The organism is Streptomyces sp. NBC_00683, from assembly GCF_036226745.1.
Lineage (GTDB): Bacteria > Actinomycetota > Actinomycetes > Streptomycetales > Streptomycetaceae > Streptomyces.
This window is the reverse complement of sequence record NZ_CP109013.1, coordinates 1,521,124-1,538,233: the sequence shown is the minus strand read 5'-3', so window position 1 is coordinate 1,538,233 and position 17,110 is coordinate 1,521,124. Positions and strand designations below refer to the sequence as shown.

15 protein-coding genes are annotated in these 17,110 nt (G+C 72.2%); 11 read left to right on the top strand and 4 right to left on the bottom strand.

All coding sequences use genetic code 11. From position 1 onward, the window contains the following. Positions 1-32: 32 nt before the first annotated feature. From OG257_RS06850 to rbsD, 6 genes are all read left to right on the top strand, one after another. Positions 33-488, top strand: a complete 456-nt coding sequence (locus tag OG257_RS06850; protein WP_329205666.1) for a universal stress protein — start codon at positions 33-35, stop codon at positions 486-488. Between the two features lie 302 nt (positions 489-790). Further along, entirely contained in the window at positions 791-1,816 is a 1,026-nt protein-coding gene (locus OG257_RS06845) for a LacI family DNA-binding transcriptional regulator (RefSeq protein ID WP_329205665.1), read from the top strand. Next, a complete protein-coding gene (locus tag OG257_RS06840; protein WP_329205663.1) occupies positions 1,813-3,369 on the top strand; it encodes a sugar ABC transporter ATP-binding protein in 1,557 nt (518 codons plus the stop codon). The genes OG257_RS06845 and OG257_RS06840 overlap by 4 nt, the downstream gene beginning before the upstream one ends. Continuing rightward, positions 3,359-5,326, top strand: a complete 1,968-nt coding sequence (locus OG257_RS06835; protein WP_329205662.1) for an ABC transporter permease/substrate-binding protein — start codon at positions 3,359-3,361, stop codon at positions 5,324-5,326. Before OG257_RS06840 ends, OG257_RS06835 begins: the two co-directional genes overlap by 11 nt. A 31-nt stretch (positions 5,327-5,357) precedes the next feature. After that, a complete protein-coding gene (locus OG257_RS06830) occupies positions 5,358-6,296 on the top strand; it encodes a ribokinase (protein ID WP_329205661.1) in 939 nt (312 codons plus the stop codon). Next, positions 6,293-6,682, top strand: coding sequence for a D-ribose pyranase (gene rbsD / locus OG257_RS06825; protein WP_329205659.1), 390 nt, complete (start codon positions 6,293-6,295; stop codon positions 6,680-6,682). The genes OG257_RS06830 and rbsD overlap by 4 nt, the downstream gene beginning before the upstream one ends. Before the next feature lie 9 nt (positions 6,683-6,691). On the opposite strand, the gene OG257_RS06820 is transcribed toward rbsD, so the two are convergent. Then, positions 6,692-7,738: a questin oxidase family protein gene (locus OG257_RS06820; protein ID WP_329205657.1), complete on the bottom strand. Its 1,047-nt coding sequence runs from the start codon at positions 7,736-7,738 to the stop codon at positions 6,692-6,694. A gap of 281 nt (positions 7,739-8,019) precedes the next feature. Here OG257_RS06820 and OG257_RS06815 point away from each other — a divergent pair, with 281 nt between their 5' ends. The 4 genes from OG257_RS06815 to OG257_RS06800 all read left to right on the top strand — a co-directional run bounded on the left by OG257_RS06815 (position 8,020) and on the right by OG257_RS06800 (position 13,889). After that, positions 8,020-9,408, top strand: coding sequence for a hypothetical protein (locus OG257_RS06815; RefSeq protein ID WP_329205655.1), 1,389 nt, complete (start codon positions 8,020-8,022; stop codon positions 9,406-9,408). Positions 9,409-9,514: 106 nt separating this feature from the next. Then, on the top strand, positions 9,515-10,777 hold the full coding sequence (locus OG257_RS06810) for an AAA family ATPase (RefSeq protein WP_329205653.1): 1,263 nt from the start codon (positions 9,515-9,517) through the stop codon (positions 10,775-10,777). Then, entirely contained in the window at positions 10,774-12,018 is a 1,245-nt protein-coding gene (locus OG257_RS06805; RefSeq protein ID WP_329205651.1) for a vWA domain-containing protein, read from the top strand. The genes OG257_RS06810 and OG257_RS06805 overlap by 4 nt, the downstream gene beginning before the upstream one ends. 269 nt (positions 12,019-12,287) lie before the next feature. Next, positions 12,288-13,889, top strand: a complete 1,602-nt coding sequence (locus tag OG257_RS06800) for a hypothetical protein (RefSeq protein ID WP_329205649.1) — start codon at positions 12,288-12,290, stop codon at positions 13,887-13,889. Here the strand turns inward: OG257_RS06800 and aac(3) are convergent. Then, positions 13,814-14,668 (bottom strand): aminoglycoside 3-N-acetyltransferase, encoded by an 855-nt coding sequence (gene aac(3) / locus OG257_RS06795; RefSeq protein ID WP_329205647.1) that lies wholly within the window; start codon positions 14,666-14,668, stop codon positions 13,814-13,816. The two genes, OG257_RS06800 and aac(3), sit on opposite strands and share 76 nt — an antisense overlap. Before the next feature lie 221 nt (positions 14,669-14,889). Here aac(3) and OG257_RS06790 point away from each other — a divergent pair, with 221 nt between their 5' ends. Continuing rightward, complete coding sequence (locus OG257_RS06790) at positions 14,890-15,306, top strand: VOC family protein (RefSeq protein WP_329205645.1); 417 nt, start codon at positions 14,890-14,892, stop codon at positions 15,304-15,306. A 131-nt stretch (positions 15,307-15,437) separates the two neighbouring features. On the opposite strand, the gene OG257_RS06785 is transcribed toward OG257_RS06790, so the two are convergent. Beyond that, entirely contained in the window at positions 15,438-16,475 is a 1,038-nt protein-coding gene (locus tag OG257_RS06785) for an alcohol dehydrogenase catalytic domain-containing protein (RefSeq protein ID WP_329205644.1), read from the bottom strand. 75 nt (positions 16,476-16,550) lie between these two features. Further along, positions 16,551-16,964 carry a (R)-mandelonitrile lyase gene (locus tag OG257_RS06780; RefSeq protein ID WP_329205642.1) on the bottom strand — a complete coding sequence of 138 codons (414 nt, stop codon included), beginning with the start codon at positions 16,962-16,964 and terminating at the stop codon, positions 16,551-16,553. Positions 16,965-17,110: the final 146 nt, after the last annotated feature.

Genomic DNA, 17,110 nt, shown 5'->3' with positions numbered 1-17,110 from the left:
GAATGCGGGGGTACCGGAGAGAGGTGACAGAAATGGGCAGCAACGACTCGGCACCCCGTGTTGTGGTCGGCGTCGACGGGTCGCCGTCGTCGCACGCGGCACTTCGCTGGGCGGTACGTCACGCCGGCCTGATCGAAGGCGTGGTGGACGCGATCTGCGCGTGGGAGCTGCCGGGGGTACAGGGATGGTCGGCACCCCCTGTGGACACCGAATTCGACAAGGAGTTCGCCGCGCGTCGATTCACCGCCGAGATCCAGGAGGTTCTCGGCGACGTACCATCCGCAGAGGTTCGGGAGCACCTCACCCACGGGAACCCGGTGGAGGTGCTGATCGGTGCGGCGGACGGGGCAGAAGTACTGGTCGTGGGCAGCCGGGGCCGGGGCGGCTTCGCCAGCCTGCTCCTCGGCTCGGTGAGTCAGCAGTGCGCCCTGCATGCCAACTGCCCGGTCGTCATCGTCCGTCCCGACAGCAAGGCCGGCGAGAGGTAGTCCGGCAACCCCGCAGCAGACGAGAGACCAAAAGACCCCAGATCACCTGGGGTCTTTTACGTATCCGGTCCCTTGTGCGCCGTGCCTCCGGGGGCTGCGCCGGCCCTGTCCGCCGACACCGCCGGTCCACCCACCCCGCCGCACGCCACGCGCGGACCCTCCCCATCACGATCCGGTCTCGGACGCCACTCGGGGGGTTGTTTTCAGTCATGTAATCGATTCCAATCGTCCATGTAATCGATTCCACGACCCCTGGTCCGCTGGTTTCGAGGCCCTCGGAACCACAAGGAGGTGGTCCGGAAATGGCGAGCATCAAGGATGTCGCGGCCCAGGCAGGAGTCTCTGTCGCCACGGTCTCCCGCGTCCTCAACAGCCATCCCTCGGTCAGCCCGGACGCGCGCAGACGCGTTCTCGCCGCCGTCGACGCCCTCGGCTACCGGCCCAACGCCGTGGCCCGCTCGCTGCGCACCGATCAGACGCGGACGCTCGGCCTGGTCATCAGTGACGTGCTCAATCCGTACTTCACCGCCCTGGCCCGCTCCGTGGAGGAGGAGGCCCGCGCGCTCGGGTACAGCGTGATCATCGGCAACGCCGACGAGCGGCCCGAGCAGCAGGACCACCATGTCCGTACGCTCCTGGACCGCAGGATCGACGGCCTCCTCGTCTCACCGGCCGACGGCGACTCCCCGCTGCTGCTGGACGTCGCGCGGACCGGTACCCCGATGGTCTTCGTGGACCGCTGGATGCCCGGCGTCGATGTCCCCGTCGTGCGCGCCGACGGGCACCGGGCGATCCAGGACCTGGTCGCCCACCTGTACGGACTCGGCCACCGCAGGCTCGCCATCATCGCCGGCCCCGCAGCCACGACCACCGGGAACGAGCGCGTCGAGGCCTTCCGGGAGGCGATGCGCACGCACGGACTGGCGCTGCCCGACGCGTACATCGGCCAGGGCGACTTCCAGGCCGACAGCGGCCGGCGCGCCACCGAGCAGTTCCTCGCGCTCCCCGAACCGCCCGAGATCGTCTTCGCCGCCGACAACCTGATGGCTCTCGGCGCGCTGGACGCAATCCGTGCACACGGACTGCGGGTCCCCGAGGACATCGGGCTCGCCGCCTTCGACGACATCCCGTGGTTCGTCCACACCGGACCGCCGATCACCGCGATCGCCCAGCCGACCGGCGACCTCGGCCGCGCCGCCGTGCGCGCGCTGGTCGACATCGTCGAGGGCCGCCCCCCGCAGTCCGTCACCCTGCCCGCCCGCCTCGTCGTACGCAGCTCCTGCGGCGAGCCCACCCCGAACCTCTCGGACCGGAGGAGCGACTTGTGAGCGAGTCAGTCGAGTTGCTGCGCATCGAAGGCGTACGCAAGACCTTCCCCGGCGTGGTCGCCCTGGACAGCGTCGACTTCGACCTGCGCAGCGGCGAAGTGCACGTCCTGCTCGGCGAGAACGGGGCAGGCAAGAGCACCCTCATCAAGATGCTGTCCGGTGCCTACCGCCCGGACAGCGGCCGGATCTTCGCCCGCGGGAAGGAGGTCCGCATCCACGGCGCGCAGGACGCCGAGAAGCTCGGGATCGCCACGATCTACCAGGAGTTCAACCTGGTACCCGATCTGACGGTCGCCGAGAACATCTTCCTCGGCCGCCAGCCGCGCCGCTTCGCGATGATCGACAGGCGCCGCATGGAGGCCGACGCCGAGGTGCTCCTGCGCCGCGTCGGCCTGCACATCTCGCCGAGGGCCAAGGTGCGCGAACTGGGCATCGCCCGGCTGCAGATGGTCGAGATCGCCAAGGCGCTCAGCCTGGACGCACGCGTACTGATCATGGACGAACCGACCGCCGTGCTCACCTCCGAGGAGGTCGACAAGCTCTTTCGGATCGTGCGGCAGCTGCGCGCGGACGGGGTCGGCGTCGTCTTCATCACCCATCACCTCGACGAGATCGCGGCGCTCGGCGACCGCGTCACCGTCCTGCGCGACGGCCGCAGCATCGACCAGGTGCCGGCCTCGACCCCGGAGGACGAGCTCGTCCAGCTGATGGTGGGCCGCAGCATCGACCAGCAGTACCCCCGTGAACGCCCCGAAACGGGACAGCCGTTGCTGTCCGTACGCGGACTCACCCGCGACGGGGTCTTCCACGACATCAGCTTCGAGGTGAAGGCCGGTGAGGTCGTCGGACTCGCCGGACTCGTCGGCGCTGGCCGCACCGAAGTCGCCCGCGCGGTCTTCGGGGCCGACCCCTACGACGGCGGCAGCGTCGACGTACTCGGCGAGCGCCTCGGCAAGCACGACGTGACGGCTGCCATGGCGGCCGGGATCGGTCTCGTCCCCGAGGACCGCAAGGGCCAGGGCCTGGTGCTCGACGCCTCCGTGCAGGAGAACCTCGGCCTGGTCACCCTGCGCGCGGCGAGCCGGTCCGGCCTCGTGGACCTCAAGGGCCAGCGCACGGCCGCCGCCCGCATCGCCGAACAGCTCGGCGTACGCATGACAGGCCTCGGCCAGCACGTCCGCACACTCTCCGGCGGCAACCAGCAGAAGGTCGTCATCGGCAAGTGGCTGCTCGCCGACACCCGCGTACTCATCCTCGACGAGCCGACCCGTGGCATCGACGTCGGCGCCAAGGTCGAGATCTACCAGCTCATCAATGAACTGACGGCCTCCGGCCACGCGGTGCTGATGATCTCCAGCGACCTGCCCGAAGTCCTCGGCATGAGCGACCGGGTGCTCGTCATGGCCCAGGGCCGTATCGCCGGTGAACTCCCCGCCCACGAAGCCACCCAGGACGCCGTGATGGCACTCGCCGTCAGCGCCGTCCCCATAGCGACGCCCGCGGAAGACGCGGCGAACGCAGAGAACGAGAAGGAGAGCCCCCGTGGCCACTGACACGCTCAAGAGCACAACGGGCGCGGGCGGCGCCGCAGGACACACGGTCCGGCGCCTCCTGCTCGACAACGGCGCCCTCAGCGCCCTGGTCGTCCTGGTGGTGGCGATGTCGCTGCTCTCCGGCGACTTCCTCACCACCCAGAACCTGCTCAACGTCGGTGTGCAGGCCGCCGTCACCGCGATCCTCGCGTTCGGTGTCACCTTCGTCATCGTCTCCGCGGGCATCGACCTCTCCGTCGGCTCGGTCGCCGCGCTCTCCGCGACGGTCCTCGCCTGGTCGGCAACCTCCGCGGGGGTCCCCGTCTGGCTGGCGGTCATCCTCGCCGTCGCCACCGGCATCGCCTGCGGCTTCGTGAACGGCGCCCTCGTCTCGTACGGCAAACTGCCGCCGTTCATTGCGACGCTGGCCATGCTCTCGGTCGCCCGCGGCCTGTCCCTGGTGATCTCCCAGGGCAGTCCGATCGCCTTCCCCGACTCCGTGTCGGTCCTCGGTGACACGCTCGGCGGCTGGCTCCCCGTCCCCGTTCTCGTGATGATCGCGATGGGCCTGATCACCGCACTCATCCTGGCCCGCACCTACATCGGCCGCTCCATGTACGCGATCGGCGGCAACGAGGAGGCGGCCCGGCTGTCGGGCCTGCGCGTCAAGAAGCAGAAGCTGGCCATCTACGCCCTGTCCGGTCTCTTCGCCGCTGTCGCGGGCATCGTCCTCGCCTCCCGCCTGGTCTCCGCGCAGCCGCAGGCCGCGCAGGGATACGAACTCGACGCGATCGCCGCGGTCGTCATCGGCGGCGCCAGCCTCGCGGGCGGTGTCGGCAAGGCTTCCGGCACCCTGATCGGCGCGCTCATCCTCGCCGTGCTGCGCAACGGCCTCAACCTCCTGTCCGTGTCCGCCTTCTGGCAGCAGGTCGTCATCGGTGTCGTCATCGCGCTCGCGGTACTGCTGGACACGCTGCGCCGCAAGGCCGGATCGGGCGCCGCGTCCGCGTCGGGTTCCTCGGCGGCACCCGGATCACCGGGATCGGGCCGCAAGGGAGCCATGAAGCTCGGCATCGCCGTGATCTGCGTGGCGGCCGTCGTCGCCGCGGTGACCTTCTTCAACTCCGGATCCTCCGGCGGCACCACGAAGGTGGGCATGTCGCTCTCCACCCTCAACAACCCCTTCTTCGTGCAGATGAAGGAGGGCGCGCAGGCGGAGGCCAAGGCGGCCGGGGTCGACCTCACGGTCACCGACGCCCAGAACGACGCCTCGCAGCAGGCCAACCAGCTGCAGAACTTCACCAGTTCCGGCGTTAACTCCATCATCGTCAACCCGGTGGACTCCGACGCGGTCGGGCCCGGCGTCCGCAGCGCCAACACGGCCGACATCCCGGTCGTCGCGGCAGACCGCGGAGTCAACAAGGCACGGACCGCGACCCTCGTCGCCTCGGACAACGTGGCAGGCGGAAAGCTCGCCGCCAGGACACTCGCCGACAAGCTCGGCGGCAAGGGCAGCATCGTCGTCCTCCAGGGAACCGCGGGCACCTCCGCCAGCCGCGAGCGCGGTGCGGGCTTCACCGAGGGCCTCAAGGCCTACCCGGGCATCAAGGTCGTGGCCACGCAGCCCGCCGACTTCGACCGCACCAAGGGGCTGGACGTGATGACCAACCTGCTCCAGTCCCACCCCGGGATCAACGGTGTCTTCGCCGAGAACGACGAGATGGCACTCGGTGCGGTCAAGGCCCTCGGCAGCAAGGCAGGGAAGTCCGTCCCCGTCGTCGGCTTCGACGGAACCCCGGACGGACTGAAGGCCGTCGAGGCCGGCACGCTGTACGCCTCCGTGGCCCAGCAGCCGAAGGAACTGGGGAGGATCGCCGTTCAGAACGCGGTCAGGGCTGCCGAGGACAAGAAGGTCGACAGCACGGTGAAGGTGCCGGTCAAGGTCGTCACCCGGCAGAACGTCGCCGACTTCTCCTGACCCCGCAGGCCCAAGGAAGGCAGCACCACAGATGTACGAGAACGAGGAATCCGCCCCCGTCAGGTACGACCTCCTGGTCGTCGGCTCGGCCAACGCCGACCTGGTCATCGGCGTCGACCGCCGCCCCGCACCCGGGGAGACGGTGCTCGGCTCCGACCTCGCTGTCCACCCGGGCGGCAAGGGGGCCAACCAGGCCGTCGCCGCCGCCCGCCTCGGCGCGCGTACGGCACTGCTGGCCCGGGTCGGCGACGACGCCCACGGTCGCCTCCTGCTGGAATCGCAGCAGGACGCGGGGGTCGACACCGGCGGAGTCCTCGTCGGCGGGGCGCCCACGGGGGTCGCCCTGATCACGGTCGACCCCTCGGGCGACAACAGCATCGTCGTCTCCCCGGGGGCCAACGCACGGCTGACCCCCGAGGACATCAAGGCGGCCGGCGCCCTGTTCCGCGCGGCCCGGGTCGTCTCCGTACAACTGGAGATCCCCCTGGAAACGGTCGCGGAGACGGCGCGCTCCCTCGCCCCCGGAAGCCGTCTCGTCCTCAACCCCTCCCCGCCCGCGCCCCTGCCCGAGGACGTACTGACGGCCTGCGACCCGCTCGTGGTCAACGAGCACGAGGCGCGGTACATCCTCGGCATCCTCGGCGACACGGCGGGCCCCGCACCGGAGGACTGGGCGCGGACCCTGCTCACGCACGGCCCGCGCTCGGTCGTCGTCACGCTGGGCGCGGCGGGCGCGCTGGTCGCCGACGGCCGGACGGCCGACTGCGTCCGCGTACCGAGCCCCGAGGTCGACGCGGTCGACACCACCGGCGCGGGCGACGCGTTCACGGCCGCGCTGGCCTGGCGCCTCGGCCTCGGCGAGGAGCTCGCGGCAGCTGCCGCGTTCGCCGTCCGGGTGGGAGCGGCGGCTGTCACCGGGCAGGGCGCGCAGGCGTCCTTCCCGACCGCGGAGGAGGTCGCCGCGCTGTGAAGAAGTCGGGCATCCTCAACCGTCATCTCGCGGGAGCCATAGCCGAGTTGGGCCACGGCGACGGCGTGCTGGTCTGCGATGCGGGCATGCCGATACCGCCGGGCCCCCGCGTCGTCGACCTGGCCTTCCGGGCCGGAGTCCCGTCGTTCGCCGACGTGCTCGACGGACTGCTGGACGAGCTCGTGGTGGAAGGCGCGACGGCCGCGGAGGAGGTACGCGACGCGAACCCGGAGGCGGCCCGCCTGCTGACCACCCGCCTCCCGGCTCTCACCCACGTCCCGCACGACGAGCTCAAGGCGCTCTCGGCACAGGCCCGGCTGGTGGTGCGGACGGGAGAGGCCAGGCCTTACGCGAACGTGCTGCTGCGGTGCGGGGTCTTCTTCTGAGCAGACGGATCACCGCGGCCCGACCAGCGGTTCGCTCAGCTCGATGGAGCGCAGGGCCGCCGCCAGTGCCCGCTCGTCGCCGACGTCGAGAGCCGTGTCGGTCAGCTTGATGACGTGTTCGTCGCCGTGCGCGATGGCCCGTTCGAAGACCTCTTCTGGGGTGTAGGTGCCCGGCGGGCGGTACGCGACCGGGGCGTCGGGCGCATACATGGCGGTCACCGCGGCAGAAGCCGTCCAGGCGGCCCGCAGGCTCGGTACCCACAGGACACGCGGGAGCGCGGGCAGGGTACGCAGTACGGCGTTGGGGGCCGTCGCCGCGTGGACCAGCATCGTCTCCTCGCCGTGCCCGTGCGTGGCGTACCGGTGGGTGGCGGCGCGCACGAGTTCGGTGAGGCGGCCGTGCGCCTCGTCGGGGTCCGTGACCGTCGCCGCCCACACAGGCAGCCCCGTGAAGCGGCCGAGCCTGGCGGTGAAGCCGCCGTCGCGTTCGGCGATCGGGGCCACCGCGTCGAGGGCGGCGGCCGCCGTGTCCGTGCCTGGCAGCAGGGCGAGGCCCGCGACGGGGTGGAAGCGGGCGGCCCAGTAGCCGAGGCCGTGGGCGAGCTCGGCCAGCCGCGGCCCGGTGACCCCGCCGGCTTCACCCGCCTCGGTGTTTTCGGCGACCAGAAGCGTGCGCACGGCGTGGCCGACCCGGATCACCGGGTGCGTCGAACCGCCGTACATGCCCGGCAGGAGACGGGGCCACCACTCGGTGAGCACGTCACGCCAGGGGCGGTCGGCGATCTCGCGGCCGAAGTGATCGATCCAGTCGGCGGCACGGCGCGAATCGCCGAGCGCCGACTGCCAGTTGCCGGCCGTGACGGCCTCGACCCGGGAGGGGAACTCCTCGAGCTTGGGTGCGTACAGGTCGAGCCACCGGTGCACCGACCCGGACCGACCGTGCGCGGCCAGGGCCTCGACGGCCATCGGCGCGTGGTTGGTGAGCCGCCCGAGCCGCTCCGGCCCCGAACTGTGCAGTCGTTGGAGCGCCTCGTCGAGAATTCCTGTCGTATCCATGGCAAGGACGCTAGGGAAAACACGGATGCGGCGTAACAGGCTGAAGGCCTAGGACCACCGTCCGATGGCCGTACGACTTCGGGCGATGCCCGTACGCACTTCGGCTCAGGCCCGCACGGACTTCGACCGAGGTGTCCCCGCAGCCGGGCGCCGCGGAGCGCGGGCGTCGGGCCGAGGACGGAAATGTTCTGGCAGCCCGGCGGGGAGGGCGCTAGGCTGCCCGCGATGAAGACATACTCCAGTCACAGATTGGGGGACCCGTCCGCGCAAGGTGAGTGCTGATGCTCACTCAGACCGCGAACGGGGAATCCCTACCGTCCTTCTGGCCACGCGTGCGCGAGTTCGCCGTGCCGCCCTCCATGATCGAGACTGCGACCGCCCGCCGTCGTGCCGGGGACTGGGCAGGAGCGTGCGCCGCCGCAGGCGTCGACGTCGATCTCGACCTACGGTCCGTGGCGCGACTCCACGGTCAGGAACTCGCCGCCCGGATCCGGGCCGACCTGCGCCATCTGGCACCCGACCTGCTGCGCTGGCACATGCCGAGGATCGGTCCGCACGGTCTGCTGCGACCGGGCGTGACGATCGCCCTGGCCCGGTACGAGGCTGAGGGGAACGACGGCGCACGCCCGCTGCACCTCGTGGTCCGGACCCCGCCGGCCTGGGCGGACGCGGGCCAGCGGATGAGCCTCGCCCTGTGGGACGGATCCCACGCCGGGGCGGGCGCCCGCCGCCATCCGCATCCTCATCCGAACCGGCGGTTCCGCCTCGACCTGCACCGCCACCTGTGGGACGCGCGCAGAACCGGCGAGCTGTGGATCCGTTCCGGGGCCGGCAGGCAGCCCCTCGGCGGCCAGGCGGTGGACCCGGACGGCCTGGACCTGGTGCCGCAGGGGCGCCGCTGCGCCGTCGACCGCTGGGCGGCAGAGGCCGGGGTGCTGCTCCACTCCGAGGGGCGGACCTCCGGAACCGTCGCCGTGCGCCTCGGGAGCCGGTACCGGCTCCACCTGCACGTTCTCGCGGACGGTCCCGGCCCGCCCTCCCTGCGGATCGCGGAGGCGACCGACTGCGGCGTCCTGGCGCCGGTCCTCCCGGACGCGGCGACCTGGGTACTGCCCGACCTCGAACTCCTGCGTACCGGCGCGGTCGAGGCCGACCGGCTGCACCCGCTGGTCGTCGCGGCACTCGTACCGGACCACGTGCCGGCCGGGTCGTCGCCGACCCCGCACGCGGCGGGACAGCCGCGGCTCGTGGACTGCCGGGGGGCTCGGCACCGGATCGGCCTGGTGGACGGGGTACTCGCCCCGCTCGACCACGACCCGGTCGAGATCCGCCGGGAGGAACTGCTGGTCGCGCTGACCGGTACCCCGCTTCCCTGCCTTCAGGCCATCGACGAGGCGCACCGTCATCCGGACTGCCTCACCGGCGTCCGCGAACGGCTGGACCACGGCGACACCGCCGGTGCGCTGGCCGTCGTCGAAGGCCTGCTGGGTCCCGGCGCGGTGCTGCGCAGCGGTGCTCTGCGGGACGAACTGGAGGCGGCCGCCCAACGGCGGATCACCTACGGGCTGTTCAGGGCGGACCTCGTCGGACCGGGCCCGGTCCGCTACCGCCCGGACCACGTCCTGCTCCGCGACCCCCGCTCGCGCCCGCGCCACCTGACCCCCCGCTGACCCGGGGGACCCTACGTCCCCGCGCCCTGCGCCGTTCTTTTTCTGTCCTTCTTCGTTCCCCGGTCCTCAGTCGCACCCCGCCACGAACCCGAAAAGGTGATCACACATGTCCACTTGCACGCCGCCCGTCACGAACGCCACCCCCTCCGACCGAGCCCGCCTCTCCCAACTCGCCGTCGCCGACGGTCTGATGGCCCTGCTGCGCGACACCACCACCGAATCGCGCCCGGACGAACAGCTCGAGGCCCTGACGCTGGCCGTGGCAGCCGATCTGCCCGTACTCCTGTGGGGTGAGCCCGGGATCGGGAAGACCGCGGCCATCACCCAACTCGCCGAGTCCCTCGACCTGCCGCTGACCACGGTCATCGCCAGCGTCCACGAACCGTCAGACTTCTCGGGGCTGCCCATCGTCGGCGACGACCCCGCGGCGAACGGTGTCCCGATGGCCCCGCCGGACTGGGCGGTGCGCCTCGTACGGGCCGGCCGGGGGCTGCTGTTCCTCGACGAACTGTCCACCGCGCCGCCGGCCGTTCAGGCCGCCCTGCTCCGCCTCGTGCTCGAACGGCGGATCGGCGCCCTGCAACTGCCGCCGGGCGTCCGCATCGTGGCCGCCGCCAACCCGCGCTCCTCGGCGGCCGACGGCTGGGAACTGAGCCCGCCGCTGGCCAACCGGTTCGTCCACCTCCAGTGGCATCACGACCACGAGGTCGTGGTGCGCGGCCTCGGCGGCACATGGCCGCGCGCCACCCTGCCGCAGCTCGACCCGGGGAGGCTCTCGGAGGCCGTGGACTTCGCCCGCCGCGCGGTGTGCGGGCTCCTCGCCGCCCGCCCCAAGCTCGTGCACCAACTGCCCAGCAGCGAAACGCGGCGCGGCGGACCCTGGCCCTCGCCCCGGAGCTGGGACATGACCCTGTGCCTGATCGCCTTCGCGACCGCGGCGGGCTCCTCCCGCGACGTACTGTCCCTGCTGGTCAGGGGTGCGGTCGGGGACGGGCCCGGGCTGGAGCTGCTGGCGAGCCTGGACCGGATGGACCTCCCCGACCCCGAGGAACTCCTCGCCGACCCGGCGGGTGCCGTCCTCCCCGAGCGGGGGGACCTGCGCCAGGCCGTGCTCGACGGTGTGGTGGCGGCGGTCCGCAACCGCCCGGACCGGTCCCGCTGGGATGCGGCGTGGGCGCTCCTCGTCCGGGCGCTGGAGACCGGAGCCCCGGACCTGGTGGTGGTGCCCGCGACCACACTGGCCTCGCTGCGCCAGGAGAACTGGGACGTCCCGGCGTCGATCGAACGGCTCGCCGGAGTGGTGTCCATGTCCCGGCGCGCGGACCAGGCCGCGGCCCGGGCAGCGGTCGCCACGAAGGCCCGCCGATGACTCCGGGGGCAACGGGGGCTCTGGACCTCGACAAGCTCTTCGCCGCCCGGCTGCACGCCGCCCGGGCCCGCCCCTACCTGGCGACCGCGCTGTTCGCACTGCACACCGTGGAGTCGCGGCGGGTGCCGACGATGGCCGTCGACCGGTACTGGCGCTGCTACGTCTCGCCGGCGTTCGTGGCGCGCACCTCGGAGGAGGAACTGGCCGGGGTATGGGTGCACGAGGTGTCGCACCTGCTGCGCGACCACCACGGGCGCAGCGACCGGGTCGCGCGGGAACGGGGGCTGACCGGCCCCGGCGAACGGCTGCGGATGAACATCGCCGCCGACTGCGAGATCAACGACGACGCGTTCGGTGACGGGCTGGTCCGGCCCGAAGGTGCCGTCCGGCCGGGGACCCTGGGACTCTCCGAGGGCCGGCTCATGGAGGACTACCTCCGCCAGTTCCGGCTCGGGCCGTACACGGAGGGTCTCGCCTGGCTGGACTGCGGCAGCGGCGCCGATGGACTGGAGCGGGAGTGGGACCTGGGGCCGGACGGCGCGTACGGCCTCAGCGCGCAGGAACGGGACGCGGTGCGGTTCCGGGTGGCGCAGGGCATCACCGGCCGTCCGGGGCACACCCCGGAGGGGTGGCAGCGGTGGGCGGAGGAGGCGTTCCACCCGCCCCAGCCGTGGCGGGAGTTGCTCGGGGCGGCGGTCCGCTCGGCAGCGTCCGGCGCGGGCGCGGGCGAGGACTACACCTACGGCCGCCCGTCACGGCGCTCGGCCGGAATGCCCGGCGTCGTCCTGCCGAGTCTCCGGCGCAAGCCGCCCCGGGTCTCCGTGGTCATCGACACCTCCGGATCGGTCAGTGACGCCGAACTGGGCAGCGCGCTCCTCGAAGTTGCCGCGATCTCCCGTGCCGTGGGCGGCCGCCGCGACCTGGTCAGCGTCCTGCCCTGCGACGCGTCCGCCCGGGTCGTGCACCCGCTGTGCCGTGCCGAGGGGATCCCGCTGGTCGGCGGTGGCGGCACGGATCTGCGTACAGGTTTTGCGAAGGCACTGCGGACACAGCCCCGGCCGGACGTCATCGTCGTGCTGACCGACGGGCAGACGCCCTGGCCGAGTTCGCAACCGGCGTGCCGGACGGTGGTGGGCCTGTTCCCCCGGCGGGACGCGGGCGACGGTGGATGGGACGAGGACGATCCCGACTACGTCCCGGACTCGCCGCCCGCGTGGGCCCGGGTCGTCGACATCGGGTAGGCGCCCCGGTGTCCATCGGTGTGTGGGACGACGAGCCGCTCGGCCTCGCCCCCGTTCCTCGGCCTCTTGGGGACCGACCCCGGATCACCAGGACCACCGTCGAAGGAGACCTCCGCCCTGCGGCGTAGGCCGCACTGCCGGACGCGCAAGCGGGAATCTCCCGGCCCCTGTTGCTCCGCGACGGCGCGCCCCCAGCCGTCCGGATCCCCGCTTCGGGCAGGGTGTCCTCTGTTGAGTTTGCGTGCATCTGTCGCGATAGGGGAGCAGTTATGCAGGAGTGTCGGCCACCGCGCTCGACGCCGAGGGCCGAACCCCTTCAGCTCCGCAGGCCCGCCTCCCGGCCGCTGCCGTGGCTGATCACGGTCGCCGTGGTCTTCGTCGTCGTCCAACTGGCCGTCGTCGTACCCGGGTCGGGGCTGGCCTGGGACGAGACCGTCTACGTCAGCCAGGTCGGCGGCAACGCCCCTCCCGCGTTCTTCAGCGCGCCCCGTGCGCGCGGCATCTCCTACCTCGTCGCTCCGGCTGCCGCCCTCACGACCTCCACGACCGTGCTGCGGATCTACCTCGCCCTGCTCTCCGCCGCCGCGCTGGTCGTCGCCCTGTGGATCTGGCGGAAGGTGCTCCCCGCGCCCGTACTCGTGGGCGCGGGCGCACTGTTCGCCGGGCTGTGGCCCACCCTGTTCTACGGCCCGATGGCGATGCCGAATCTCTGGTGCGCGCTCGGAGCCCTGGCTGCCGCCGGCTGGGTCGTGAGAGCCGTGGGCGGTGCCCGTGGACGCGCGGAGCTCGTCGGGGCGGGGGGCGCCGTGGCCCTGGTCGCGCTGATGCGCCCCGCCGACGGGGCCTGGCTGACACTGCCGTTGGCCCTGGCGGCGGTCCTGGTGCCCGGCCGGCGGCGCCCCGACCTGTGTGCCGCGCTCGTGCTCGGGCTGCTGGCGGGCTGCGCGCCCTGGGTCGTCGAGGCGTACGCACACCACGGGGGCGTACGTGCCCGACTGCACCGGGCCAGTGAGATCCAGGGCGGCCTGGGATGGAACATCGCGGTGGACGACCAGGTGAGATCCCTGGAGGGGCGCACCCTCTGCCGCCCCTGCGACATTCCGTGGAAGCGCCCGGGAACGGCCGTGTGGTGGGCCGCCGTTCCCTTCCTCGCCGTCTGGGGAACGGTCGTCGCACGCCGTGCGGGCCGAGGCACTGTCGCCCTGGTGGCAACGGCGACCGCGGGGTCATCGGCCGTGCCGTACCTGTTCCTCATCGAGTACTCGGCGCCCCGGTTCCTCCTCCCGGCCTACGCGTTGCTGGCCGTACCCGTGGCCGAATGCTTCTTCCATCTGTTCACACGGGCGCGGGACGCCCGACGGCCGGTGGGCGTCGCGTTGCTGGCCCTGGTCCTGGCCGGTCACCTCGCCGTTCAGCTTCAGGTCCTCAGCCGGGTGGCGGCCAGCAGCCACTCCACGAGCGCCGACTACGCGGCCGTCGCCGGTGCGTTGAACCGGCTCGGGGTCCGTCCACCGTGCGTGGTCAGCGGGGAGCAAGCCGTCCCCATCGCGTACTACGCCGGCTGCTCCTCGCGTCAGACCAGCGGGCACGATACGAGCATCACACCCGGCGCCATCATGGCCGCCGCACGCCGGACACCGGTGGCCGTCCTCGTGACGGGCCGTGCCGAGCCGCCCGCCTACGCCCGCGCATGGCGCTCCGTCCCCTTGCCGCCCACGCGTGGCGCCGGACCGTACCGGGGCCTCCTGCCGTGGACGGACACCGCTCCGGGCGCGATCGTCGCGGGGCCGCCGGGCTACGGGGTTCCACCCAGCTTCTCCTCGATCCACGTGACACCGAAGCGCACGACCTCGGCGGCCTCGAACAGGTAGCTGGTCGCTGCGCCGACCCGGCCCCGGCGGCCGACTCCGGCGGCCAGCATGTCCTCGACGACGGCTTCGAACGGATCCTGGTCCGCGGACACGACGGACGAGTAGTCGAAGGCGCCGTGTTCCGAGTCGATGTCGCGGAACCACCGCCAGGTCCGCCGCCCCTCGACGCGGATCGGCTGCTCGTAGTCCACGAACCGCTTGCCCGGTGCCACGGCGAGTGCCTCGGCGTGGTGCAGGAGCGTGAGGGTGTCCAGCGGGGCACCCAGGAGAAGGACCCGGCCGTCCAGGGCGACCAGTTTCGCCAACGGGCTGCCGGGGCCGTGCGGGTGGTCCCAGGGGTGGTCGGCCATCAGCGCCTGAGCGGCGGCACCGAGCGCGGCGAAGCTCGCGTCGGGGTGGCGGCTGCGGACGGCGCCCGGCCGCCGGCGCAGTGCCTCCGGCAGACGGCCGACGTCGTGGTCGGCCTCGCTCAGTTCGGGGTCGTACGCGGGATGCTCCGCGCGCACGGCGTCCTGCCACGCCTGCGGCCAGTCGGTGAAGCCGTAGGGCGGGGCGTCGTTCCAGCCGCAGGTCACCATCAGGGTCCCGCGCTCCCCGACGACGTCGCCGAGCGCGTCGATGACTGTCTGAGGGCCGCCCGCCACGTATCCGATGGCGGACATCCGCGTATGGAACATCACGATGTCGCCGTCGGTGAGGCCGAGCGTGGTCAGGTCCTCGGCGAGCCGACCACGGGTGACGGGGCCGTGTGCGCGCCGGAGCGATGCCGAGTCGTCCATGGACGCGAAGATATCCGCCGCCCGGCGGGCGCGTGGACGGACGCGCTAGGATCGGCCGCGTGACTGCCGGGTCGGCCATGGGCCATGTACGAGAGAGGCGCCCGGCCTTGGCATGACCGCGTGGCGGGCGCGAGCCCCGCCCTCCCTCCGTGTCGTCCGTCCGGTGCCCGCTTGCGGCGCCGTCGTCCCAACGGAACCCACGAACCGGAGAGTTGTCACAGATGTGCAGCCAGTACGCACCCGAGCAGGGTGTCACCACCGTCCAGCTCGACCACACCGCCGTATACGCCACCGACCGGCACCTGTCGGCCGAGTTCATGGCCGCGATCCTGGGGCTGGGGGTGGGCCGTCAGTTCGGCCCGTTCCTGCCCGTCGATCTTGGCAACGGCGTGACGCTCGACTACTACGAGAAGCGGGACGAACCGATCCAGGGGCAGCACTACGCGTTCCTGGTGCCCGACGCGCAGTTCGACGCCATGATCGGCCGCCTCCAGAAGCTGGGCGTCACCTATTACGCGGACCCCGCCCACACCGAACCCGGCCACATCAACCGGCTGTTCGGCGGGCGCGGCGCGTACTTCGACGACCCGGACGGCCACAACATGGAGATCATGACCCGGCCGTACGCCCGGCCGTAGGAGAGAGAACGCGGGCCGTGTCCCCTCGCTCCGCCGGAGACCGGGCGTCCGCCGGCCGTGAAGCGGACCGTCTCGCGTGACTCCCGGCGCAGGACGGCTGCCCACCCGTCCTGCGCCCGGCGCGGCGACCGTCAGGGAGTGACGAGCACCTTCAGTGCCTCACGCCGGTCCATCGCGCCGTAGCCCTCGGCCACCTCGTCCAGGGACACCGTGCGGTCGAAGACCCGCCCGGGGTCCACCGTTCCGTCCAGCACCGCGGGCAGCAACTCGTCGATGTAGGCGCGCACCGGAGCGGGGCCGCCGGTGAGGGTGATGTTCGGGCCGAACAGGCTGCCGAAGCCGATCGCCGCGTCCTCGTACTGCGGTACGCCGACCCGGCTGATCACACCGCCGGGCCGGACGACACCGACGGCCATGTCGTAGGCGGGCATGTGGCCCACGGCCTCCAGCACCGTGTGGGTGCCCTGGCCTCCGGTCAGCTCGCGGACCTTCTCGATGCCCTCCTGGCCGCGCTCGGCGACGACATCCGTGGCGCCGAAGAAACGGCCGAGATCGGTGCGGTCCTTGTGGCGGCCCATCAGGATGATCCGCTCGGCGCCCAGCTGCTTCGCGGACAGGACGGACATCAGACCGACCGCGCCGTCCCCGACGACCGTGACCGTGGTGCGCGGGTTGACGCGGGCCTGCTTGGCGGCGTGGTACCCCGTGCCGTACACGTCCGCCAGGGTCAGCAGGGACGGCAGCAGCGGGGAGTCCTCCCCGACGGGCAGCTTGACCAGGGTGCCCTGGGCCTGCGGGACACGCACCGCTTCGGCCTGGGCGCCGCCGACGCCGCCGGAAGCGAAGAACCCGCCCTGCGGGCAGGAGGTGTGCAGGCCCTCCCGGCACAGGTCACACGTGTTGTCGGCGTACGCGAACGGTGCCACGACCAGGTCGCCGCGCCGGAGGCCGGAGACGTCCGCGCCCAGTTCCTCGACGACGCCGAGGAACTCGTGGCCCATCGGGGCCGGACCGTCGGAGGCCGCCATCGTGTGGAAGGGGTGCAGGTCGCTGCCGCAGACGCAGGAGCGCACGACGCGTACGACCGCGTCGGTCGGCTGCTGGATGGCCGGGTCCGGCGCGTTCTGCACGCGCACGTCACCGGCGCCGTACATGAATGTTGCTCGCATGGGGGGTCTCTTCTCCGGTGGTGCTCAAAAGGGAGGACAGCGGTCCCGGGAACGGGCACCGGGCGCCGTCCGGTGTCAGCGGCCTGTGGTGCGCGGGCGGCCGTACTGCTCGTCGGTGACCTTCTCCAGCCACGTGGTCTCCGGACGGTCGTCGCCGAGGCCTTCCCACAGTGCGAGGTGCTCCATGAACCGGTCCGGTACGGCCCCGTGCCAGTGCTCCTCACCGGGCGGGCAGGTCACGGTGTCCCCGGGGTGCGCCTCGATGACCGTGCCGTCCCGGGTGCCGATCAGTGCGACCCCCGACACGATGTGCAGGGTCTGGCCGACGGCGTGGTGGTGCCAGGCGGTATGGGCGCCGGGGGCGAAGCGGACCATGTTGGCGCGCATCCGGGAGGGCTCCCGGCCCGCCTGAACGACGTCGAACCACACATCGCCGGTGAACCATTCGGCCGGGGCCTTCGTCGTGGGCTGCTGCTTCACCAATTCCATGGGTACCTCTCCTTCGGAAAACCACTGCCTGTGCCGGCCGCTCCGCCAAGGTTTACACCCGCATGCGCGGCCGCAAAGGGGAGACTTTCCTCCGGGGAGAGAAACATCCTGGGAGAGATCTCTCCCCCTCTCACAGCGGCCGACCG